Genomic DNA, 24,402 nt, shown 5'->3' on the forward strand with positions numbered 1-24,402 from the left:
AGGCACAGCAGTCATGAATGCGCTCGACGCCGTCAACAGCAAGAAAACCCTCTCAGCCATCTGCATGATGATGGTGATTTCCCTGGGCACGTTGCAGATCCAACCGATTCTGGGCGGCGCCTTCGTCGACCAATTGGCGATCCCGCTGAATGCCATCGGCACCATCTTCGCCGCCGAACTGATCGCAATGGCCCTGGCCTGTGGTATCGGCGCGTTGCTGATGCCACATGTCAACCGCCGCAAGTTCGTACTGCTGGCATTGATCGCCCTGGTTGTCGGCAATTTGCTGAGCACCCAGGCCAATAGCTGGATGGCATTGGTCGGCAGCCGCCTGCTCAGTGGGCTCGCCGGGGGTTCGGTGATGGCGGTGGTGTATGCCACCGCTGCGCTGCGCAGCGCCAAGGACTCGACCTTCGCCGTGATCAACATGGGCAACCTGCTCTGGGGCATGCTACTGGTGTCCTCGACACCCTTCGTGCTCCAGGCCGCCGGTATCTCGGGGGTGTTCATGGTGCTGGTAGGCGCCAGCGTCATCGCCCTGCTCGGCTTCGGACGCATCCCAGAACGATATGATGACCTGGTCGAGCAAAGCGAAACCAGCGAGCCGCCGCTGACGATCACCGCCCTGCTGCTGATCTCGCTGTTCGCCCTGCTGTTCTTCGGCCATTCGGCGCTGTGGGTGTATCAGGAGCGCATCGGCAAGAGCATCGGCCTGGAGCCTCAGCAAATTGGCGCCATCCTGGGTGCCAGCATTCTCGCCGGGGCCATCGGCGCCGGGCTGGCCGGCATCATCAAACGCCGTATCGGCCTGCTCCTGCCACAACTGTTCGGCTTCGGCGTAGCGCTGGTCGCCACATTGATCATGGTCTACGGCACCAGCCCGCTGGCATTCGCCATCACCGCTGGCCTGATCCACCTCGGCTGGTTCTTCAGCTTGCCCTACTTGTTTTCCATGACCGCCGAACTCGATCCCAGTGGACGCCTCGCCGGCCTCGGCAACGCCGCCATCTTCATCGGCCAAGGGGCTGGCCTTCTGGGCGCGGCACTGGTGGTCGGTGGCGGCAACCTGCGCGCGGTCGGCTGGCTGGCCGCCGGTACTTACATCCTGGCCCTGTTGATCGCGCTCGTGGTGGTTGCACGCTTCCGCCAACGTTCTCGCGCTCAGCAGAGCAGACTGGTGGCACAGGCCGCCTGATTCTCAGCCGTTCACAGCAAGGAAAATCTCATGAGCATTCTTTTTCCCGAAACGCCCGAGTTCTCTGGTGCGCTGTATCGCCCAAGTCGTGTGGAAGCCGATGTCATGGATCTGGAGATCGAAGGCAGCCTGCCTGCTGCCATCCGTGGCGCCTTCTATCAGGTATCGCCCGATCCACAGTATCCACCGCTGCTTGGCCAGGACATCTTCTTCAACGGCGACGGCATGATCAGCGCCTTCTTCTTCGCCGACGGCAAGGCCTCGCTGCGCCGCCGCTACGTGCAGACCGCACGCCTGCTGGCGCAACGCCGCGAAGGCCGCTCGCTCAATGGGATCTACCGCAACACCTATACCAACGACCCACTGGCCGCCGCCAACAACACCACCGCCAACACCGCAGTGCTGAAGTACGGTGACGTGCTGCTGGCCTTGAAGGAAGACGCCCTGCCCTACGCCATGGACCCGCAAACCCTGGAAACCCTGGGTGTTTACGACTGGAATGGGCAGATCAAATCCGCCACCTTCACCGCCCACCCGAAGATCGACCCGCTGACCGGCAACCTGCTCGCCTTCAGCTACGAGGCCAAGGGCGACGCCACGCCGGACATGGCCTATTTCGAGATCAGCCCGGACGGCAAGCTGCTGCATGAAATCTGGTTCGAGGCACCTTATGCCGCCATGGTGCACGACTGCGCGGTGACGCCGAATTACATCGTGCTGCCCTTCATTCCGCTGACGGTGGACGTGGAGCGCATGAAGCGTGGCGGTCAGCACTTCCAGTGGCAGCCGGATCTGCCGCAACTGTTCGCCGTGCTGCCGCGCCGTGGCAGCACCAGCGATGTGCGCTGGTTCAAGGGGCCTGCCGATGGCTTCCAGGGGCATACCCTCAATGCCTTCGAGGAGAATGGCCTGATCCATGTCGACATGCCGGTGACCGGCGGCAACGTCTTCTATTTCTTCCCGCAGGAAGACGGCTTCGTCCCATCCCCCGAAACCCTGTCCTCCAGCCTGCATCGCTGGACATTCGATCTCAATGCCACGAGCGATCGTGTCGAGCCCAGGCCGCTGAACCATTACCCGTGCGAGTTTCCGCGTGTCGATGACCGCTATATCGGTCAGCCCTACGAGCATGGCTTCATGCTCGCTTTCGACCCGACGCGCCCGTACCGGGCAGAGAACGGCCCCATGCCGTTCCAGTTCTTCAATCTGCTGACCCACTTCAACCTCAAGACCGGCGTCAGCGACAGTTGGTTCGCCGGCGACAGCGAGTGCTTCCAGGAGCCGATCTTCGTGCCACGTTCGGCGGATGCGCCCGAAGGTGATGGCTATGTCATCGCTCTGCTCAACCACATTGCCGACTACAGCAGCGAACTGGTGGTGCTCGACTCTCGCGACATGGCCGCCGGCCCCGTGGCGCGCATCAAGATTCCGTTGCGCATGCGCATGTCACTGCATGGCTCCTGGTCTCCCGCCGAGTAAGCGATGCCTCCACGCAGCCAACAACGCCGCTCGCCATGAGCGGCGTCTTCGTGCAACACATAGGCAGAGCCCTGGCCGGAGCGCGTGCGCCCCTCGTCTTCAGCCTGCACACCACGGCCGCGGCGTTGCTCGCCCTGGCGCTGGCCAACGCGGCCGGCATTCATCACCCCTGGTGGGCGGCGATGACGGTGTGGCTGGTCGCCCAGCCTACCCGTGGCCTGTTCATCGAACGCTGCATCGCACGTCTGATCGGCAGCGTTGCCGGGGCGCTGGTCGGCGGCTTGCTGCTGTACTTCTTCTTCGCCTGGCCCAACCTGCTGCTCTGCCTGCTGGCACTCTGGCTGACGCTGTGCGCCGCCATCGGCAACTTCTTCCGCCACTTTCGCAACTACGCCTGGGTGCTGGCCGGCTACACCGCCGCCATCGTGGCCCTGTTCGGCCTGGCCGACCCGGTGCTCGACCCCGAGCTTGCCAGTGGACGCGTGATCTGCACCCTGCTCGGCATACTCTGTTCCTCCTGCGTGTCCTGGCTATTCACGGCCAAGTCGGAGCCGAGCGTGCTGCTCGAGGAACGTCTCGATGCACTGGTCAACGACTGCCTGCACGGGTGCATGAGCGCGCCACTGCACACGCAGGACACCAGTGATCTCAGCCGTGTGCTGGGCGCCATCAAGACCCTCGATGGCGTACTCGACCTCGCCGCCGCCGGTTCACGCGCGGGGCGCCAGCGGGTTCGCCACGCCCATGAGGTGATCGATGCCTTGCTGGTCGTCGTCGCCCTCGTGCACACCCTGAGCGAGACGCGCAACACGCCCCTGTGCGAGGCACGCTTCGACGATGACCGCAACGAGTTGGAAAACCTCGAAGCCTTCATCGCCGCGCTGCGGGCGCAAACGCCCGAGTGCCCGCAACTGCTACAGGCACTCGAACGGCTGCAGCAACGCCTCAAGCATCCGAGAAGTGGCGTCAACTGGCGCGAACGCCTGCTCAACCATGATTGGCGCGCCGCCAGTACCTCTGCGGTTAGGCCACTGTCGGCGCTGATCGTCGCCGCCCTGCTCTGGCGCCTGAGCGGCTGGGACGAGGGCGCCATCATGACCATGACCGCCGTGCTGTTCGCCTCGCTGTTCTCCAGCCACAACGATGCCAAGGCGGCGGTCAAGGATGTATTCATCGGCTCGATACTGGGCGCCAGCGCAGGCATGGTCGCGCGCCTCTGGCTGTTGCCCCAGGTGCAGAACGACTGGCAATTGCTGCTTTGCATCGCCCCCTTCCTGCTGATCGGCGCAGCGCTGATGGCCCGTGCCCGCACCGCCAAGCTGGCCATCGACCTGAACATGACCTTCCTGCTCACGGCGCAACCCGGCGTGCATTTGCCCAGCGACCTGCACCAGGTCGCCCTGCAGACCCTGGCGATTCTGCTGGGCGTACTGGCTGCGGCGGCGGGCTTGCTGCTGTGGTATCCCGCGCTTCCGGCAGGTCGGCGCCTGGCCTTGGCCCGGCGCATCGCCCGACAAACCCGGCGCGCGACAACGCCGCAGGGATTCGCCGTGGCCCATGCGCGCGCGCGGCCCCTGCTGCGCTCGCTGGTGGTGAGCGACGGCCAGGCGAGCGCGCTGGTCAAGGCCGCGCTCCGTTGCGTCGCCGCGACGGCCCCCTATCGGGCAGACGACTCGCCGGACCTATCGGCCTTGGCGCAGGCCACGAGCAACGCCGAACAGGCCGCGCGAACCCTTGCCCGCCTCGCGAGCACAACCTGATTCCTTCCACCCACCCAGGAGCTTGAACATGAGCCTCATCGCCACCCCATGGCATGACTTCACCGGACAATTCATCGCAGGCCGCTGGTGCGCTGGCAGCTCTGGCAAGGTACTGGACGATCACAACCCCTACGACGGTGCCCTGTTGACCCGCATCAGCCTCGCCAACCAGGCCGATCTCGACCTGGCCTATCGCAGCGCGGCCAGTGCTCAACGCGACTGGGCCGCCCTGCTGCCAAGTGAACGGGCGGCGGTATTCTTGCGCGCCGTGACGATCCTGGATGCACGCCAGGACGAGATCGTCGACTGGCTGATCCGTGAGTCGGGCAGCACCCGCACCAAGGCGCAAATCGAATGGGCCGCCGTACGCGCCACCCTGCTGGCGGCCGCCAGCATGCCAACCCGCGTGCAGGGGCGCATCCTGCCGGTGGACATTCCCGGCAAGGAGAGCCGCGTGTATCGCAAGCCACTTGGCGTGGTCGGCGTCATCAGCCCCTGGAACTGGCCGATGCACCTGTCCAACCGCTCGATCGCACCGGCCCTGGCATTGGGTAACGCCGTGGTGGTCAAACCCGCCGATGACACCCCGATAACCGGAGGCCTGCTGCTCGGCAAACTCTACGAGGAAGCCGGGCTACCGCCTGGCGTGCTCAACGTGGTGGTCGGCGATGTGGCCGATATCGGCGATGCCTTCACCCTGCACCCGATTCCCAAGTTCATTTCCTTCACCGGCTCCACCCGCGTCGGGCGGCATATCGGCGGCCTCGCCATGAGCGGCCCGACCCTCAAACGCGTGGGCCTGGAGCTGGGCGGCAACGCCCCCTGCGTGGTGCTTGACGACGCCGACCTGGAGCGTGCGGTACAGGGCGCCACGGTAGGCCGCTTCCTGCATCAGGGGCAGATCTGCATGAGCAGCAACCGCATCATCGTCGATGCCAGCATTCATGATCGCTTCGTAGAAGCCTTCGTCGAGCGGGTACGCACTCTCAAGGTGGGCGACCCCAACGACAGCGATACGGTGATCGGCCCATTGATCAACTCGCGTCAGCTCGAAGGCGCAGTGTCGCGTATCGAGGCCGCCAAGCAATCGATGGCGCAACTGGTGTTGGATGGGCGCGTCGACGGCCTGCTCCTGCCGCCACACATCTTCATCGACGTCGCCAACGAATCGCCCCTGGCCCAGAGCGAGCAGTTCAGCCCGATCGCGCCGGTGATCCGCGCACGCGATGAAGCGCATGCGCTGGAGTTGGCCAACGCCACCGAGTTCGGCCTCTCCAGCGCAGTGTTCACTCGCGATGAAGCACGCGGCGTACGCTTCGCCCAGCAGATCGAGGCAGGGATGACCCACGTCAACGACATCTCCGTCAACGATGACCCCAGCAACCTCTTCGGTGGCGAGAAGAACAGCGGCCTGGGGCGCTTCAACAGCGACTGGATCATCGCCGAACTCACCACCGACCATTGGGTGTCGATCCAGCACACCCCACGCCCCTACCCCTTCTGAGCCCCATCGCCCTGCAGGGCTGGCAACACCAGCCCTGCAGGGGCACAGCTCACGACCACTGGTCGCCCTTCCCCTTCTGCCCCCCTATCGCGGCAACCCGCGCGCCAGAGCGATTCGGCGCCGCGCACGCCGCACCGCAAAAACAAATAATTTCCATATTGTGGGATTTTAAATAAATCCCACTTTACAGGATTTAATTTGAAGCCTAGATTAACCCCATCGCGAACCAATACGCGAATGCCTGTGCATCACGATAAGAACAAGAGGCCTAAGCCGTGCATCAATCAACCGCGACAAGCGTCCTCGGTGACGTGATCGACAATCGCCAGATCGGCGCCAAGCAATACGAAGTGCTCGCCCTCTGCCTGCTGGTAGCCGTGCTCGATGGCTTCGATACGCAAGTCGTGGGCTTTCTGGTCAAGCCGATGGCCGACAGCCTGGGCATCGCCCCCTCCGCCTTCGGCCCGGTGTTCGCCGCCGCCCTGTTCGGCCTGATGGTCGGCGCCTTGCTCCTGGCGCCGCTGGCCGACTGCATCGGGCGCAAGAAGGTACTGATCGCCTCGGTGCTCACCTTCGGTCTGTTCGCTCTGCTCACTGCGTTCGTCGAGCGCTACGACGAGTTGCTGCTGGTGCGCTTTCTGGCCGGCCTAGGCCTGGGCGGCGCGATTCCCAACCTGGTGGCGCTGGCGTCCGAGTACATGCCTCGGCGCGCTTCGCGCTCAGCCGTGACCCTGGTGTTTTGCGGCATGCCACTGGGCGCCATGCTGGCCGGGCTCACCACGCAACAGGTGCTGAGCCTGTGGGGCTGGCATGCCATCTTCATCATCGGTGGCATGCTGCCCATCTTCGTGGCGCTGCTGATCGCCGCACGCCTGCCCGAATCCATGGAATACCTGACCCGTTCGCCACAGCGTCACTCGCAGTTGGCGCGCGCGCTCAAAGGCCTGTTTCCGGCTGTCAGCACCCTCGCGGTGACCCGCCGCGAGACCTCGCCTGGCAAAGCCGAGCGTATCCCGGTCAGCCTTCTGTTCAGCGACGGCATGTGGCGCCGCACCCTCCTGCTGTGGCTGCCGTACGCCATGAACCTGCTGATCCTCTATTCGATCATGAGCTGGATTCCCACGGTTCTGGCGACGGCCAACGCGCCACTGTCGACCGGCATCGTGGCGATCATCCTGTTCAGCCTCGGTGGCGTGATCGGCTCGGTGGTGCAGGGCCATGCGATGAATCGCCTCGGCACCTACCAGGTGCTGCTCGCTGAATTCCTCTGTTACCTGGCGCTGGTGCTGTCACTGAGCCTGCTGCCGGTACGCCTTGATGTTTTCTTGCTGACCATGTTCGTCCTCGGCATCTGCGTGCAGGGCGCGCAGGCGGGCCTGAATGCAGTGGCGGCGGAAATCTACCCACAGAGCATTCGCTCCACCGGCATCGGCTGGGCACTGGGCGTCGGACGCATCGGCTCGATTGTCGGTCCGATCTTCGGCGGCCTGATGCTCGGCCTGGGCTGGTCGCTGCAGCAAATTTTCATGGCGGCGCTGCTGCCTGGCGCCCTGGCCCTGGGCGCCGTGTTGACCATTGTTCTCAGCCAGGTACGAGCCGCGCCTCGACACGCGGCTTGACCCCCAACCACCACACCCACAAAGGGACATGACATGAAAATCGCCAGCTTCACCCACCAGGGCCGTGAATCCTACGGCATCGTGACGGGTGAACAGATCATCGATCTGCACAGCCTCAAGGACAGCCTCGGCCAGGATCTCAAGGAAGCCATCGCGCGCAATCGCCTGGTCGAACTGAACGCCGACAGCCTTGCCGATCTGCCGCGCCTGGATCTCGCCGACATCGCGTTCCTGCCGGTCATCACCCGCCCGGGCAAGGTGCTCTGCATCGGCATCAACTACGCCACGCATGTCCGCGAGACAGGCCGCGAGATGCCGACCTACCCGATGATCTTCACCCGCTTCGCCGACAGCCAGACGGCCCACGACCAAGCGATCCTGCGGCCCAAGGCCTCGCACAAGCTGGACTTCGAGGGCGAGCTGGCGGTGGTCATCGGCAAGCCCGCGCGCCATGTGCAAGAGGCCGATGCCCTCGACTACGTGGCCGGCTACGCCTGCTACAACGACGGCAGCGTGCGTGACTGGCAGAAGCACACCATCCAGTTCGTACCGGGCAAGAACTTCCCGCAGACCGGCGGTTTCGGCCCCTGGCTGGTGACCGCCGACGAGATCGCCGATCCGCAGACCCTGGAACTGACCACCCGCCTCAACGGCGAGGTGATGCAGCACACCAGCACCGCCGACATGATCTTCAGCGTGCGCAAGCTGATCGAATACTGCACCACCTTCACCGAGCTGGCCCCCGGCGACGTGATCGTCTCGGGCACCACGGGCGGCGTTGGCGCGTTCCGCGAACCGCCGGTATGGATGAAGCCGGGTGATGTGGTCGAGGTGGAAATCGCCTCCATTGGTATCCTGCGCAACACCATCGCCGACGAGTAACGAGAAATGGACGGCCTGTCTAACAACACCCAGCCCAGCTCCAGCCTGACCACGCCCCCTGCGAAAGCCTCCAGCCTCGAACGCATGCTGCGTGTGCTGGATATCTTCACCGAGGCCAACCCGATCTGGGCCGTGGATGACATGGGCGCGGCCCTTGGCTACACCCGCTCCACGGTGTATCGCTACGTGCGCGAGCTGGCCGATGCCGATTTGCTGTTCCAGGTCGAGGCCGGTCGCTATGCGCTGGGCTCACGCATCATCACCTGGGATCGCCAATTGCGTGTCAGCGACCCACTGGTGCGCGCGGCCAAGCAGCTCGAAAGCGAGCTGCCGCAGTGGAGCGCCCATCAGGTCTGGCTGGTCTGCCGGTTGTTCAAGAATCAGGTCGTCTGCATCCACCAGAGCGGAGGCCTCACCGACGAGGTCAGCTACGCCCGTGGCACACCGCGCCCGCTGTTCATGGGCGCGACGTCCAAGGCGATCCTCGCGCACCTTGGCGCGCGCCAGCACAGCCAGTTGTTTCTGGAAAACCCGGAGCTAATCCGGCAGAGCAACCTGGGGCAGACCTGGGAAGAGTTTCGCCGCTCGCTGCAACGCATCCGCCGTCGCGGCTTCGTGATCACCGCCGCCGAGGTGGACGCCGGCTTCTACGGCCTGGCGGCACCGCTGTTCGACGGCGATGGCCGCGTCGTCGGCAGCATTTCCTGCGTGCGGCCACTGGAGGAACACGATGAACGCCTGGATGAACAGCACGGGCAACAGATCATGACCCTGGCCGACAACCTGACGCAGTTGGCGGCGGCCCTGTCGCACAGGCCCCCACAACTGGATTGAGCCTCACCCACTCAAAAAGGGAACAACAATGACAACCCTTCACATGCAGTCTGACGTCCTTATCGTGGGCGCCGGACCGACCGGTCTCACCCTGGCGAATCTGCTCGGCCAGGCCGGTATCGCCACCATCATCCTCGACCGCAAGGCCAGCACCGTCGCCGAACCGCGCGCGGTGTCGATCGATGACGAGTCACTGCGCACCATGCAGGCCATCGGCCTGGAGCACGAAGTCCTGCGTGATGTCGTGCCCGGCTACGGCGTGCATTACTTCGACCGTCCCGACGGGCACTGCTTCGGCAAGGTCGAGCCCACCTCCGCCACCTACGGTTTCCCCAAGCGCAATGCCTTCCGCCAGCCGCTGTTCGAGGCCACGCTGCGCCAGGGCATGGATCGCTTCGCCTCGCTGACCCAGTGCTTCAACCATGAACTGCTGAGCTTCACTCAGGACGGGCAACGTGTGCAGGCCCAGGTCAGAAATGCCCAGGGCGAAGACATCACCATCAGCGCCAGCTACATGGTCGCCTGCGACGGTGGCCGCAGCCCGGTGCGCAAGCAGCTTGGCGTGGCCATGGTCGGCTCCAGCTTCCAGTCACGCTGGCTGGTGGTCGACACCGACCAGGACGACGACCCCTTCTGGCAGACCCGCGTCTACTGCGACGCGCGCCGCCCCATCGTCGAGGTGCCTGGCCCGCACAAAACCCGGCGCTTCGAGCTGATGCTGCATCCGCAGGAAAGCGATGAGCAGATGCTCAGCGACGCCAAACTGCGTGAACTGCTGCGCCCCTTCCGAGGCGACAAAGCCACCTCGGTGGTACGCAAGACGGTGTACACCTTCCATGCCCGCGTCGCCGAACGCTGGCAGGTCGACCGGGTCTTTCTCGCGGGCGACGCCGCCCACCTGACCCCGCCCTACGCCGGCCAAGGCATGAACAGCGGCATTCGCGATGCGCACAACCTGGGCTGGAAGCTGATTCAGGTACTGCGCGGCGGCATGCACCCGGCCATGCTCGACTCCTATGAACAGGAACGTCGCGACCATGCCTGGGCGCTGATTCAACTGGCGCTGAACCTGGGCGTGGTGATGGCCCCGGCAAGCCCGTTGCGGGCACGCGTGATCGCCGGCCTGTTCCGCGTTATCGGCCATATCCCGCCGTTGCGCGACTACTTCCTGCAGATGCGCTTCAAGCCCAAGCCACGCTTCACCAAGGGGCTGGTGGTCAGCAGCGCCATCAAAGCGCCCTATCGCACTGGCGAGATGTTTCCCCAACCCGTCCTGCAGGACAGCAGCGGCCGTGACTGCAAACTCGATGACATCATTGGCGCTGGCTTTGCCCTGATCCAGTGCGGTCACTCCGCCAGCAACGCCCTGGAAAGCCTGCAGCATCCATTGTGGAAAACGCTCGGCGCCCGCCACATCGTCATCGAGCCCGGCGACTCGCCGGTCAGCCCGGCGCAAGAGGGCGGCCCCTGCATCCTGCGCGATGCTCAGCACGCCCTGCCAGCAGCCTTCTTCGAATCGCGCGCGATCATCGTGTTGCGCCCGGATCGTTACATCGCCGCCCTCTTCGACTGCCACGACGAGATGCATGTCGCCGACTCGCTGCAGTGCCTGTTCAACCCTGCCCGCGCCACGCCAGCCAGCCCTGTGGCCATGGCCGCCGAAGCGCTTCGCTAACCTATCGGGAGCATGACTGATGACCACCTTGCAAACCTCGACACCTGCTCGTCTGCTTTACCTGCACCTGGGCAGCAAGGAACCGCAACGCCAGATCGACTTCTATCAGCGCATGATGGATCTGCAATGCACGCACCAACCCGATGGCAGTGCCGTGCTGCTGGGCCCCAACCGCGCCGTGCAGATCAGCCCGGCGGACAAGCCGGGCCTGCTGGCCGCCGCTTACCGCCTGGCCAGCCCGCAACACCTGAGCGAGCTGCGCCAGCGCCTGGAGGAAAAAGGCTGCCCGGTGGAGAACGTCGACTCGCCACTGCTCGATGCAGGTGCCTTCAGCATCCGCGACCCCCAGGGCCGGGAGACCATTTTCGGCATCGCCAGCACGCTGCAGCACGCCGACCTGCCGGGCATGCCAGGCCGCCTGCAGCATGTGGTGTTCCAGACCACCGAGCTGGAGGCCATGATCGACTTCTACGTCAACACCGTCGGCTTCACCATTTCCGACAACGTGGTGGATGAGGAAACCGGCCAACTGACCACCTGCTTCCTGCGCTCGGACGACGAACACCACTCGCTGGCCTTCTTTCGCGGCTCGCGCAACGAATGGGATCACCACTGCTACGAAACCAGCGGCTGGAACGACATCCGTGACTGGGGTGATCGCTTCGCCAAGGAGCACATCACCATCTTCTTCGGCCCCGGTCGGCATGGCCCCGGCAACAACCTGTTCTTCATGGTGGTCGACGCCGACCGCAATCGCCTCGAGCTATCGGCCGAACTGGAAATCACCCCGGCCGGGCAAGCGCCCGGCAACTGGCCACAATGCGAGCACACCCTCAATTCCTGGGGCCGTGCCTGGATTCGTAGCTGACCTATCGTGCATTCAACCGGGCTCACGCCCACTCTCATGCGGAGAATAACAATGACTGATAAAGCGCCTGCCCCCTACACCCTCTCTGGGCACCAGTACATCGATGGTGCCTGGGTCAGTGGCCAGTCCAAGCGTACCCTCGATGATCGCGACCCATTCACCGGCGAGTCATTGCTCGCCATGTCCATGGCGTCGTCCGAAGATCTCGACCGCGCCTACCTGGCCGCCCAGCGTGCCCAGCAGGACTGGGCCGCCACCACGCCTGCGCAGAAGACCGAACTGCTCAACCGCCTGGCCCGGATCGTCGAACAACGTGCCGAAGAAATCACCTCCTGGCTGATCCGTGAATCCGGTAGCACCCGTATCAAGGCCAGCTTCGAATGCAACGCCTCGCTGAATCTGGTGCGCGAATGCGCCAGCATGCCGTTCCAGGTCGAAGGCCGCATCCTCACCAGCCACAAGCCTGGCGAGCAAAGCTTCGTGTTCCGTGAACCGCTGGGCGTGGTCGGCGTCATCAGCCCCTGGAACTTCCCGCTGTACCTGAGCCTGCGCTCGGTCATCCCGGCAGTCGCCCTGGGCAACACGGTGGTGCTCAAGCCGGCCAGCGACACCGCCGTCACCGGCGGCCTGCTGATCGCCCACCTGTTCGAGGAGGCTGGTTTTCCTGCCGGCGTGCTCAACGTGGTGGTCGGTGCCGGCTCGGAAATCGGCGATGCCTTCGTCGAACACAAGGTGCCCAGCTTCATCTCGTTTACCGGCTCGACCGATGTCGGCCGTAACGTCGGGCGCATCGCCACCGGCGGCCAATACATCAAGCGCGTGGCTCTTGAGCTGGGCGGCAACAGCCCGCTGGTGGTGCTCGACGACGCCGATCTCGACGTCGCCGCTCACGCCGCCGTGGTCGGCCGCTTCCTGCACCAGGGCCAGATCTGCATGAGCGTCAACCGCGTCATCGTCGATCGCAAGGTCTACGGCGACTTCGCCGCGCTGGTGGCCGAGCGGGTGAAGGCGCTCAAGGTCGGCGACCCCAATCTGCCCGATACGGTCATCGGCCCGGTGATCAACCAGGCCCAGCTCGATGGCCTGCTGCGCAAGGTCGACAACGCGCACGCCGCTGGCCTCACGCAACTGGCCGGCGGCCAGCCCAGCGGGCTGGTGCTGCCGCCGCATGTCTTCGGCAACGTTCCGGCCAGCCAGGAACTGGCGATGGAAGAAACCTTCGGCCCCTTGCTGCCACTGGTGGTGGCCGACGATGAGCGCCACGCCCTGGCCCTGGCCAACGCCGGCGACTACGGGCTGTCCAGCGCCGTGTTCACCCGCGACATGGCACGCGGCCTGGCCTTCTCCCGGCAGATCGTGGCGGGCATGACTCATATCAACGACATCACCGTCGACGACCAGCCCAACGCTCCATTCGGCGGAGAGAAGAACTCCGGTCTGGGCCGCTTCAATGGCCACTACGCGCTGGATGAATTCACCCGTGCGCATTGGGTCACCTGGCAGGCGGGGGGGGCATCACTACCCGTTCTGACCGTTATCCTGAGCAACAATCGTCCGGCGCCATGCGCCGGACGATAGATAACAATAAAGAGAGTCCATGATGAGCACACTTGCCTCCGTAAGCACCGATCCGTACGCCCAGAGCGATCGTCCAAACAAATGGCGCGAGTTCATGAGCCATCATCTAGGGCAAACGCCGGAACATGTACGGCGCCTGGAAAGCAGCCACTTCGAGCCCCTGCATGAACATCCCTTCAGCGGCCGTCTGGAGTACGGCGCGCTGGGTGAGCTGCACTTGTGCCGAATGGTCTGCAGCCCACACCGTTTTGCCCGCAGCCTGAGCAAGACGCTGGCACCAACCGACACCCCCTGGCTGCTGATCCTGCAGATGAGCGAGGTCAGCCATTTCGAACAAGCAGGCAAACGCTACGTGCTGGCCCCCGGCGATATGTTGCTGCTCGATTGCGGCCGCCCCTTCAATGTCACCTGCATGAAGGGCTGTGAGTACCTCATGCTGCTGTGCCATGGCCTGGCCCCCATTCTGGGGACGACTCCCGCCCCTCACCTCAACAGCCGCAACGGCCTGGTGCGCATGTTGCAGCACCTGATCTGCGACACCTACAACCAGTTCCCGTTGATGAACGACAGCACCGCCGCCCAGCTCGGTCAGAGCATCAGCTCATTGCTGCGCAACACCCTGGATAATCATCAACAGCAGACGCGACTCGAGCATGACTTCCATTTCTTCAAGAAGAACCGGATCAAGACCTTCATCGAACAGAACCTGGCCGAGCGCGAGTTGAGCATCGAACGCATCGCTGAGGCTCTGGAATGCTCGGTACGCACCCTGCACCGGGCGTTCAAGGACGAAACCACCACGGGCCTCAACGAATACATCTGGCAACGCCGGCTGGCGCGCTGCGCCGAAGAGCTGCGCAAGGCAGACAACCTGTCGCGCTCGATCACCGATATCGCCTACGGCTGGGGCTTCAACAGCAGCTCACATTTCAGCAAGGCGTTCAGGGCCGAGTACGGCATGCCTCCGAGTCTGTTTCGCGAATCCGCCATGGCCGGCAAACCGCACTGACCCAGACGCAGCCCGCTTCCTGAGCGGGATCAGAGTTGGAACTGGCGCATCTTGTCCTGCAGCACCTGGCTCTCGTTCTTGATGCGCCCACCACTCTCGGTCAGGCTGCGGATACCGACGAAAATCGTCTCGCTGAGCTGATGGATACGGCTGACCGACTCGGTGACGCCATTGGAAACACTGCACTGCTCTTGGCTGGCCTGGGAAATCAACTGGTTCATCTCATTGATGCTCAGGATGCCCGTGCGTATCTGATCGAGGTAGTCATTGACCTGCGCCGAGGTGAGCACCGCTTCATCCAGGGTGCTCTGGCAGCTAGCCATGGATTGTTTGGCCTGCTCGGCAGCGCTCTGTAGCTGAGAGACGATGCGCTCGATTTCCTCGGTCGACTGACGGGTCTTGGATGCCAATGCCCGGACTTCATCGGCCACCACCGCGAATCCACGCCCCTGCTCACCGGCACGCGCCGCCTCGATGGCGGCATTGAGCGCCAGCAGGTTGGTCTGCTCGGCAATGGCACGGATCGTCACCACCATGGTGCTGATGCCCTCGCTGTCGGCAGCGAGGTGGCTGATCTTTTCCGCTGTACGACCGACCTGCTGACTCAACCGGGTGACGGTGGCCTGATTGTCTTCCATCTTTTGCCGGCCGACCTGCACCTGATCGGTCGCGCCGCGAGTACGCTCGAAGGTGCGCTGGGCATGCTCAGCCACGGCACTGGCCGATTGCGACAGCTGAGTCAACGAGGTGGCGACCATTTCCATCTGCACCACTTGCTGGCTGGCGGCATCGGCAGTGACCTGGGTCGAGCCGGTCATGTCGTCGAGCGAATGATCGAGCGATTTCGCCACGCCGTTGACGTCTCCGATGATCCCGGCCAGTTGCTCGAGCACCTGATTGAAGGTGCTCGACAGGTGGCCGATCTCGTCACGGCTCCTGACCTGCAGCCTGGCGCGCAGATCGCCGTTGCCCTGGGCGATCAGGGCCAGCGACTGGCTCACCTCACGCACCGGCCGAATGACCAAGCGACGGGTCAACAGAAACACCGTCAGCAGCACGGCGACCAGCATCACGCCATTGACGAACACGCTCTGCAACATGACGGTGACCAGCGTGGCCTCCACCCCATCGCGGTTGAAGCCCACCTCCAAGGTGCCCAACGCCTGCCCGCCCTCACTCAGTTTCAGCGTGCGGGTTATCGCGGGCGCGCCCCCCAACGCACGCGGCTCGACGACATGGATCTGACGCCCATCGGCATCCAGAAGCCGCATGGACGAAATCAGTGGATTGTCGGCCAGATCGCCCATCAGACGTTCGACATCACCGCCCTGCCTGACCGCGAGCGCAAGCGATAAAGCCCGCCCGGCCACGACCTCGATGCGTTCGATCTCGGCACGATGCTGACGCTCGAGCTCACCGGCGGTAAAGATGAAATTCGTCACACCAACGATCACCGCCACTGCCGTCATGACGACGGTGACCACCAGCATGATCTTTTGAATCAGCGAACTCATTGTCAGCGCCTCGGCAGTTGGATTCAGCTGTCGCCTTGATCGAGCCTAGCAACACAGAGGCTCGTCAAACGTTCAGATAGGTGGGGGAATAAAGGCGGGAATCCAGAACAGCGCAGCTCATGCACTCCCGCCTTCACATGCGTGACGCTGAGCGTCACCAGGTACTGATACAGATGCCCTGTAGCGCAAACGAACAAGGGCAACACCAAACACCCTCTGCATCGTCATGCATTGCAATCAACCTAGAACACCGGCGTTTTTCTCGAACGCCTCAACCGGACGCTCGTCACCACTGCCATTGCCCTCAAGCGCAGCCCCCAGCGCCGCATGGAACGGACAGCCGGCAAACGTGGGATCGTCCTTGTAGCGGCTGATGAAGTGCTCGGGAAACGCCGCATCCAACTCTTTCATCTCACTGCGCATACGTGCCTTCTCTTCGCTTGGCATGCGTATGCGCTCCTCGATGTAGCTCTGCGTGGGATCATCGGCGTTCGCTTCCATTTGCCAGAATACATAGCCCATGAGCTTGGGCAGCAGCTCGGCGGCGATCGGGTCTGGCGGATCGATGTTCATCGTCTTGAGCGTGGTCGGCAAAGACATCGACCGAATTAGCTGGTGGCCGAACCAGTGAAGTTGCGGAGGGAAGAAGCGGAAGACGAACTGCTCATGAATGGCCGTAGCAATCAGGTTGCCACGCTCAACGACAGGTCGCGGGGTATTTTCATAGTCCTCGCAGTAGGCCACCAGTTCATCGAAACTCTGCGGATACCCAGTGATCGGCTGATCGTTTTCCGCCCGAAACAGCGTCGACATATCGCGCCAGAACAAATGGGCAGCAATTTTTTCTTTTTCGGATATACCCGGAGCGCCCATCTTCAGCTTTAGCCGGTGCATGGTAATGGCAGTGAAGGCGCACACATAGACATAGTCTTCATTGTAAGAAAACGCACCGGGATATTGCTTGGCCCAATGCGCATGTAACTTGTTGATGCTCTCGACCGACTTCAGCGTGCGCTCGTCTTGCGGCCCGTAATACCACCACAGGGCATTGGCACTGCCGGTCTGCTCTACGCGTGAGGTGGAGCGTGACAAGACCTTTCCACCATCTTCGCGCCAAATGACTTTCGAGCCCCAGTCAGATACCACGAAGTTGGGAAAGGTCAGGGCATAGATGAAGTTCTGCATGAAATCATTGAGGCCATAGCTGCTCGATAGCCGCCATATCTCGATGTAATCCTGGTAGGGGTCAAGACTCTCGATTCTTGCCTGAATCCATTTTTTCGGTGCGCTCATGTTCACCTCTCTCCACGGTCATATCGAATGATCAAAATCCACACCTGGCACTCGGCAACTCAACCCTTTGCACAAGCTGCCACGGAGTAAACTTCCATTGCTTTACGGACAACAGAACCAGCACTCAACTTGAGCGCTCGACATGCGGCCTAGGGAAGATGAATCGGCACACGCTTGGCGCGTGATGCGGAAGACGGGGAAATGAGTGACACGGCAGGCATGCTGCGACGAGAAATAGTATTCATCGTTAGGGCTCTATTATTGGACTTGTGAGCAAGAACCTCGAAGGTTCCGTTTCATCCAATTTATGGAGTCACAGAGCCTGGGTCTTGCCCCGCCGCGCCAAAATAGCCTGAGCGCGTCACGCGCCTGCTGGGCTCCATTCGCCTGCTGCATGGCATTCAGGATCAAGCTGTCGACATGAGACAACGCTTGCCGATGTTCAACCGCCACGAACGCAAACGCCCGAACCTACACCGCCATCGGCCTGCGCAACAGCGAGAAGGCACCTCGCCAGTTCCTCCTTCCGGCACCGCCTCCTGGCTACTGGACCCCGGCCACGCTGCGCCGCACCGGCACGCAGTGAGGATCGATGCGGCGGGAATGCCTGATTCCCGCCCAGTGACCGGGGCGCAACGCTCCGGTTCTACCCTAGACGCCGACTCTAGCTCAGCAAGGCCATGCGAATGTGCCAGCGCCCGGATCAGGCGCTGGTTGAGAACAGTGCCAAGACTTATGCTGCACTCTTTTTGTGCGAGCCTGCCCGATGACTCTGTTCGATCTGCTGCTGTTGGCCCTCGCCGGTTTCGCCGCTGGGGGCATGAATGCCCTGGCTGGCGGCGGCACCTTCTTTTCCTTCCCTGCCCTGCTCGCCGCCGGCCTGCCGCCGGTGACGGCCAACGCCACCAACGCCGTGGCGCTGTGGCCGGCTAGCCTGGCCGGTGCCTGGGCCGCGCGCGCCTCGCTGCGGCCGTTGGGGCGTTATCTGATTCCACTGTTGTTGGCCGGGTTGGCCGGCGGCCTGCTCGGCGGTCTGTTACTGCTGGCCGGTGGCGATGATGTATTCCGCGTGCTGATCCCCTGGCTGCTGCTGGCCGCCACCGCCCTGTTCGCCGCCAGCCCCTGGCTGGGTCGTTGGCTGGCGGCACGGCGCAAGGAGTCAGAGCACCCGCCGCACACACCGCTGTCGCTCGGCGCGCATATCGGCGTATCGATCTATGGTGGCTACTTCGGCGCCGGCATGGGCATTCTGCAACTCGCCGCGTTCTCCATCGAAGGCCACCCGCTGGCCCGCGCCAACGCCCTGAAGAACCTGATCTCTGCAGTGATCTACAGCATCGCCACGCTGACCTTCATCATCGCCGGGCGGGTGAGCTGGTACGAGCTGGCCATTCTGCTAACCGGTGCCACACTCGGCGGCTATGCCGGCGGTGCGCTGAGCGAGAGGCTGCCGCCGGCACTGCTGCGCAGCTTCGTCATCCTGGTGGGGAGCACGATGACCCTGTACTACTTCTGGAGCACTTACTTCTCTGCGTAATAGTAGGAGCGGCTTCAGCCGCGATTGCCGGTGTGCGGCTGGACACCGCTCCTACAAGCGCCTATCGATCAGCCCGCTGATTTGCCCGAGTGGCGCGCCTCTGCTAGTGTCGCGCGGTTTCCAAGCTGCCCGAGACCTGCCGCCATGGCCCGCAAGAAAGCCGCCCCCGACTTCGAACACTCCCTCGCCGAGCTGCAGGCTCTGGTCGAGCGCCTGGAGAGCGGCGAGCTGTCGCTGGAGGACTCGCTGACCGCCTTCGAACAGGGCATCGGCCTGACCCGCGAGTGCCAGGCCGCCCTGGCCCAGGCCGAGCAGAAGGTGCAGATCCTCCTCGAACGCGATGGAGAACTGCAGCCAGCTCCCTTCGAGGCAGGCGAGCCGACATGATCAAGGCGTACCAGACACGCTGCCAGGCGCGTGTCGACTCGGTGCTCGACCACCTCTTCCAACCGCCACGCGCCGAGCTCGAACGCCTCTACCAGGCCATGCGCTACAGCGTGATGAACGGCGGCAAACGCGTGCGCCCGCTGCTGGTCTACGCAGCCTGCGAAGCGCTGCAAGGCGATATCGAGCGCGCCGATGGCGCCGCCTGCGCCGTGGAGCTGATCCACGCCTACTCGCTGGTGCACGACGACCTGCCAGCCATGGACGACGATGACCTGCGCCGCGGCCAACCGACCACGCACAAGGCCTTCGACGAAGCCAGCGCCATCCTCGCCGGCGACGGCCTGCAGAGTCTGGCCTTCGAGGTGCTTGCCGACCGCCGCCGCAACCCGCACGACGCCGAGACGCGCCTGCAGATGATCAGCGCGCTTGGCGCCGCCGCCGGCCCCGCCGGCATGGTCGGCGGCCAGGCCATCGACCTCGGCTCGGTCGGTCTGCAACTCGATCAGCAGGCGCTGGAAGTCATGCACCGGCACAAGACCGGCGCACTGATCGAAGCCAGCGTGCTGCTCGGCGCCCTGGCCAGCGGCAAGTCAGACGACCTCAGCCTCAAGGCCCTGCTGCAGTATGCCCGCGCCATCGGCCTGGCCTTCCAGGTGCAGGACGATATCCTCGACGTGGAAAGTGATACCGCCACCCTGGGCAAAACCCAGGGCAAGGACGAAGCCCACGACAAGCCCACCTATCCTGCCCTGCTAGGTCTCGACGCAGCCAAGCAGTACGCCATCGAGTTGCGTGATCTGGCCCTGCATGCCTTGCGCCTGTTCGGCGACAGCGCCGAACCGCTGCGCGAGCTGGCGCGCTATATCGTCGAGCGACGCAGCTAGGCCGTTCTTGTGGGAGCGGCTTCAGCCACGATGGCCGCCCCGCTCCATCATCATTTGCATCTATGTCGGCATGATCGCCGCATAAGGCTTGCTTTACCCCTGAGACCAGCCTCCTAAGATGGCTCCATAACGACAAGACGTCCGGAGCCGCCATGCCCTTCCCCGCCCTGCTGATCGCCAACCGTGGCGAGATCGCCATTCGCATCGCCCAGGCCTGCGCCGACCTCGGCATCCGCAGTGTCGCGGTGTACGCCGAGGATGACAGCGCCTGCCTGCACACGCGCAAGGCCGACCTGGCCGTGGCGCTGGTCGGTCGCGGTGTCGCGGCCTATCTGGATATGGATCAGCTCATTGCCATCGCCCATGAACAAGGCTGCACGGCCATCCACCCCGGCTACGGTTTTCTCGCCGAGAACGCCGAATTCGCCCGTCGTTGCCAGGCCGCCGGGCTGACCTTCGTCGGCCCGACACCCGAGACCCTGCAACTATTCGGCGACAAGGCCGCCGCCCGAGATATCGCCGAGCGCTGCGGCGTACCACTGGTGCCCGGCATCAACCAGGCGGTGACGCTGGAGCAGGCCGCCGCCTTCCTCGCCGAACACGGCAGCGTGATGCTCAAGGCCCTGGCCGGCGGCGGCGGGCGCGGCATGCGCGCGGTGGATGATCCGGCGCAACTGGCCGAGGCCTTCACCCGCTGCACCTCCGAAGCCCAGGGCGCCTTCGGCAGTGGCGCGTTGTACGTGGAAAAGCGCGTGCGCCGCGCCCGGCATATCGAAGTGCAGGTGCTCGGTGACGGCAGTGGCACAGTCAGTCACCTGTGGGCGCGCGACTGCAGCCTGCAGCGCCGCCACCAGAAGCTGGTGGAAATCGCGCCCAGCCCCGATCTGGATGCCGCCACCCGTGACGCCATCATCGCCAGCGCCCTGCGCCTGGCCGCCGAGGTGAGCTACCAGGGTATCGGCACCTTCGAATTCCTCCTCGACCTCGACCAGCCGGGGCGCTTCTACTTCATGGAGGCCAACCCACGCGTGCAGGTGGAGCACACCATCACCGAGCAGGTCACCGGCGTCGACCTGCTGCACACGCAACTGCACCTGGCCGCCGGCAGCAGCCTGGCCGAGCTGAACCTGCTCACGCCACCGGCGACCAACGGCTATGCCGTGCAGGTGCGCCTGAATCTGGAAAGCCTGCTCGCCGACGGTACGGCGCGCCCGGCCGCCGGCGTGCTCGCGGCCTACCAACCGCCCTCCGGCCCAGGCCTGCGCGTGGATGGTTGCGGCTATGCCGGCTACACCGTCAGCCCGGCCTACGATTCGCTGATCGCCAAGCTGATCGCCAGCGCCAACGACTACCCCAGCGCCCTGCGCCGTGCCTATCGGGGGCTCTGCGAGTTCCGCCTCGACGGCGTGGCGAGCAACCTGCACCTGCTGCAAAACCTGTTGCACTGCGAGGCGGTGATCGCCAATCAGCTCGACACTACCTATGTCGAGCGCCACTTGGGCGAGTTGCTGGCCCCTCGCGAGCAGGCCCATCCACATCGCTACTTCGCCACTGACTCCTCGCTGCATAGCGCCAAGACCACTGTCGACGCGCCGCCCGGCACCCTGGCGCTGAATGCGCCCAGCGCCGGCGTGCTGGTCAGCCTGGAGGTGGCCGAGGGCGATGCCGTGGCCGCTGGCCAGCGCATCGCCGTGCTGGAAGCGATGAAGATGGAATTCGAGGTCAAGGCCGAGCACAGCGGCATCGTCCGTGCGCTGGCCGTGGCCCCCGGTGACGCCATCGGTGAGGGCCAGCCGCTGGCGTTCCTGCAGCCTGCCGAGGTGGATGGCCTAGACACCCATGGCGAGCAGGCAGTCGACCTGGCGCATATCCGCGCCGACCTGGCCGAGGTGCTCGAGCGCCACGCACGCCTGACCGATGCACGTCGCCCCGAAGCTGTGGCGAAAAGGCGCAAGACCGGCCAGCGCACCGTAAGGGAAAATCTCGCGGACTTGCTCGATACCGACAGCTTTATCGAATACGGTGCCATGGCCCTGGCCGCCCAACGCCGGCGCCGTTCGCCCGAGGAACTGCTGGAGCTGAGCCCGGCCGATGGCCTGGTCGCCGGTATCGGCACGGTCAACGCCGCGAGCTTCGGTGCCGAGGCCGCGCGCTGCATGGCCATCGCCTACGACTACACGGTGTTCGCCGGCACCCAGGGAGTGATGAACCACAAGAAGACCGACCGCATGCTGGCCCTGGCCGAGCAGTGGCGCATGCCCGTGGTGCTGTTCGCCGAAGGCGGCGGCGGGCGGCCGGGGGATACCGATTTCGTCGGCGTAGCCGGGCTGGACTGCCACACCTTCGTCGCCATGGCCAAACTCTCCGGCCTGGTGCCGACGGTGGGCGTCGCCTCCGGCCGCTGCTTCGCCGGCAACGCCGCGCTGCTCGGCTGCTGCGACGTGATCATCGCCACCCGCAATGCGAGCATCGGTATGGCTGGCCCGGCGATGATCGAAGGTGGCGGTCTCGGCAGTTTCACCCCCGAGCAGGTCGGCCCGACCAGCGTGCAAGGCCCCAACGGGGTGATCGATGTGCTGGTGGAAGACGAAGCCGCAGCAGTCGCCGTGGCCAAGCAATACCTGGGCTATTTCCAGGGCCCGGTGGCCGACTGGCAGTGCAGCGATCCCCGCGAGCTGCGCCATGTGATCCCGGAAAACCGCCTGCGCGTGTACGACATCCGCCAGGTGATCGAGCTGCTGGCCGACGACGGCAGCGTGCTGGAACTGCGCCGCCAGTTCGCCCCCGGCCTGGTCACCGCGCTAATCCGCATCGAAGGCAAGCCGTTCGGGCTGATCGCCAACAACCCCGCGCACCTGGGTGGCGCCATCGATGCCGTGGCCGGCGACAAGGCCGCGCGCTTCCTGCAACTGTGCGAGGCGCATGACCTGCCCATCGTCTCGCTGTGCGACACCCCCGGTTTCATGGTCGGCCCGGAGGCGGAGAAGCAGGCCACGGTGCGCCACGTCTCGCGCCTGTTCGTCACCGCCGCCAGCCTCACGGTGCCCTTCTTCACCCTGGTGCTGCGCAAGGGCTACGGCCTCGGCGCCCAGGCCATGGCGGCCGGCAGCTTCCATTCGCCGCTGTTCACCGCCGCCTGGCCCAGTGGCGAATTTGGCGCCATGGGCCTGGAAGGCGCGGTGCGTCTGGGTTTCGCCAAGGAGCTGGCGGCCCAGCCGGACGAGGCCGCGCGCCAGGCGCTGTTCGACAAGCTGGTGGCCAAGGCCTACGACAACGGCAAGGCGCTGAACATGGCCAGCTATCTTGAGATCGACGCAGTGATCGACCCGGCCGACAGCCGTGCCTGGCTGCTGCGCGGGCTCAATGCGGCGCCACGCCCGCCGCGACGCGACGGCAAGAAACGTCCCTTCATCGACACCTGGTAAACACCCATGCATATCGATCACCGCCTGCTCGCCGTCAACGGCATCGAACTCAGCCTGTACAGCGCCGGCCCCGAGCACGGCAAGCCGGTGTGGCTGCTGCATGGCTTTCCCGAATGCTGGTACGCCTGGCATCCGCAGATCGAGGCGCTGGCCGCCGCCGGCTATCGGGTGTTCGCCCCGGAAATGCGTGGCTATGGCGCCAGCAGCGCGCCAGCCGATCCGGCAGCCTATGACCTGCTCACCCTGTGCGGCGATATCCAGGCCGCCATGGACATGCTCGGCCAACGCGAAGTGGCGGTGGTCGGCCATGATTGGGGCGCGCCGGTGGCCTGGCACCTGGCGCTGCTGGAGCGCGAGCGGGTCAAGGCGCTCGGCGCACTGTCGGTGCCGTTCGGCGGCCGGCCGAAACGCCCGGCCATCGAGATGATGCGCGAAGCCTACGCCGGGCGCTTCCACTACATCCTCTACTTCCAGCAGCCGGGCGTGGCGGAGGCTGAACTGGACGACGACATCGGCCGCAGCCTGCGTCTGCTGCTTGGCGGCCTCGGCGATGCCCTGCTGGCGACGGACAAATCGGCCGATGCGCGGCTGTTCGATGGCATGCCGGATGATCTGCCGCTACCGCCCTGGTGCAGCGAGGTGATGTTCGCCCACTACCTGCGCACCTTCGAGCGCCACGGCTTTCGCGGCGCGCTGAACTGGTACCGCAACTTCGAGCGTAACTGGCAGCGCAGCGAGCCCCTGGCGGGTCTGCAAATCACGCAGCCAACACTGTTCCTGCTCGGGGAAAACGACCCGGTCGGCCGCTTCGAGGCACCGACGCTGAAACGCATGGGCGACAAGGTGCCGCACCTGGAACGCCACGACCTGCCCGGCGCCGGCCACTGGCTGCAGGCCGAATGCGGCGAGCGGGTCAGCGCCCTGCTGCTGGATTTCCTCGCACGCAACTACCGGTAACG

General features: G+C 64.5%; 17 protein-coding genes and 1 pseudogene. 16 read left to right on the plus strand and 2 right to left on the minus strand.

The window, feature by feature from the left end:
* Positions 1-13: 13 nt before the first annotated feature.
* From VC352_RS14705 to VC352_RS14755, 11 genes and pseudogenes are all read left to right on the plus strand, one after another.
* The gene (locus VC352_RS14705; RefSeq protein ID WP_322980299.1) at positions 14-1,195 is read left to right on the plus strand and encodes an MFS transporter; all 1,182 of its coding nucleotides are present in this window, start codon (positions 14-16) and stop codon (positions 1,193-1,195) included.
* Positions 1,196-1,225: 30 nt separating this feature from the next.
* Positions 1,226-2,674, plus strand: a complete 1,449-nt coding sequence (locus tag VC352_RS14710; protein ID WP_322980300.1) for a carotenoid oxygenase family protein — start codon at positions 1,226-1,228, stop codon at positions 2,672-2,674.
* Positions 2,675-2,709: 35 nt separating this feature from the next.
* On the plus strand, positions 2,710-4,434 hold the full coding sequence (locus VC352_RS14715; protein WP_322980301.1) for an FUSC family protein: 1,725 nt from the start codon (positions 2,710-2,712) through the stop codon (positions 4,432-4,434).
* A 28-nt stretch (positions 4,435-4,462) separates the two neighbouring features.
* Positions 4,463-5,938 carry an aldehyde dehydrogenase family protein gene (locus VC352_RS14720; protein ID WP_322980302.1) on the plus strand — a complete coding sequence of 492 codons (1,476 nt, stop codon included), beginning with the start codon at positions 4,463-4,465 and terminating at the stop codon, positions 5,936-5,938.
* Between the two features lie 275 nt (positions 5,939-6,213).
* Entirely contained in the window at positions 6,214-7,557 is a 1,344-nt protein-coding gene (locus VC352_RS14725; protein WP_322980303.1) for an MFS transporter, read from the plus strand.
* A gap of 33 nt (positions 7,558-7,590) precedes the next feature.
* Positions 7,591-8,439, plus strand: a complete 849-nt coding sequence (locus VC352_RS14730) for a fumarylacetoacetate hydrolase family protein (protein WP_322980304.1) — start codon at positions 7,591-7,593, stop codon at positions 8,437-8,439.
* Between the two features lie 6 nt (positions 8,440-8,445).
* A complete protein-coding gene (locus tag VC352_RS14735) occupies positions 8,446-9,273 on the plus strand; it encodes an IclR family transcriptional regulator (protein WP_322980305.1) in 828 nt (275 codons plus the stop codon).
* 28 nt (positions 9,274-9,301) lie between these two features.
* Positions 9,302-10,948 (plus strand): bifunctional 3-(3-hydroxy-phenyl)propionate/3-hydroxycinnamic acid hydroxylase, encoded by a 1,647-nt coding sequence (locus VC352_RS14740; protein WP_322980306.1) that lies wholly within the window; start codon positions 9,302-9,304, stop codon positions 10,946-10,948.
* A 19-nt stretch (positions 10,949-10,967) separates the two neighbouring features.
* The gene (locus tag VC352_RS14745) at positions 10,968-11,816 is read left to right on the plus strand and encodes a VOC family protein (RefSeq protein ID WP_322980307.1); all 849 of its coding nucleotides are present in this window, start codon (positions 10,968-10,970) and stop codon (positions 11,814-11,816) included.
* A gap of 51 nt (positions 11,817-11,867) precedes the next feature.
* Positions 11,868-13,347: pseudogene (locus VC352_RS14750) on the plus strand (aldehyde dehydrogenase family protein).
* A 69-nt stretch (positions 13,348-13,416) separates the two neighbouring features.
* Entirely contained in the window at positions 13,417-14,403 is a 987-nt protein-coding gene (locus tag VC352_RS14755; RefSeq protein WP_322980309.1) for a helix-turn-helix domain-containing protein, read from the plus strand.
* A gap of 29 nt (positions 14,404-14,432) precedes the next feature.
* Here the strand turns inward: VC352_RS14755 and VC352_RS14760 are convergent, their stop codons facing one another.
* A complete protein-coding gene (locus VC352_RS14760) occupies positions 14,433-15,917 on the minus strand; it encodes a methyl-accepting chemotaxis protein (RefSeq protein ID WP_322980310.1) in 1,485 nt (494 codons plus the stop codon).
* Between the two features lie 237 nt (positions 15,918-16,154).
* Positions 16,155-17,210, minus strand: coding sequence for a hypothetical protein (locus VC352_RS14765; RefSeq protein WP_322980311.1), 1,056 nt, complete (start codon positions 17,208-17,210; stop codon positions 16,155-16,157).
* A gap of 766 nt (positions 17,211-17,976) precedes the next feature.
* Between VC352_RS14765 and VC352_RS14770 the strand changes: the two genes are divergently transcribed.
* The 5 genes from VC352_RS14770 (at position 17,977) to VC352_RS14790 (ending at position 24,400) form a co-directional block, all read left to right on the plus strand.
* Positions 17,977-18,747, plus strand: a complete 771-nt coding sequence (locus tag VC352_RS14770) for a sulfite exporter TauE/SafE family protein (protein ID WP_322980312.1) — start codon at positions 17,977-17,979, stop codon at positions 18,745-18,747.
* 144 nt (positions 18,748-18,891) lie between these two features.
* Entirely contained in the window at positions 18,892-19,134 is a 243-nt protein-coding gene (locus tag VC352_RS14775) for an exodeoxyribonuclease VII small subunit (RefSeq protein ID WP_322980313.1), read from the plus strand.
* The gene (locus VC352_RS14780; RefSeq protein ID WP_322980314.1) at positions 19,131-20,018 is read left to right on the plus strand and encodes a farnesyl diphosphate synthase; all 888 of its coding nucleotides are present in this window, start codon (positions 19,131-19,133) and stop codon (positions 20,016-20,018) included. The genes VC352_RS14775 and VC352_RS14780 overlap by 4 nt, the downstream gene beginning before the upstream one ends.
* A 152-nt stretch (positions 20,019-20,170) precedes the next feature.
* Complete coding sequence (locus VC352_RS14785) at positions 20,171-23,443, plus strand: carboxyl transferase domain-containing protein (RefSeq protein ID WP_322980315.1); 3,273 nt, start codon at positions 20,171-20,173, stop codon at positions 23,441-23,443.
* Positions 23,444-23,449: 6 nt separating this feature from the next.
* The gene (locus VC352_RS14790; RefSeq protein WP_322980316.1) at positions 23,450-24,400 is read left to right on the plus strand and encodes an alpha/beta hydrolase; all 951 of its coding nucleotides are present in this window, start codon (positions 23,450-23,452) and stop codon (positions 24,398-24,400) included.
* Positions 24,401-24,402 lie beyond the last annotated feature (2 nt).

Origin of the sequence: Pseudomonas sp. C11, assembly GCF_034683865.1 — a bacterium.
Lineage (GTDB): Bacteria > Pseudomonadota > Gammaproteobacteria > Pseudomonadales > Pseudomonadaceae > Aquipseudomonas.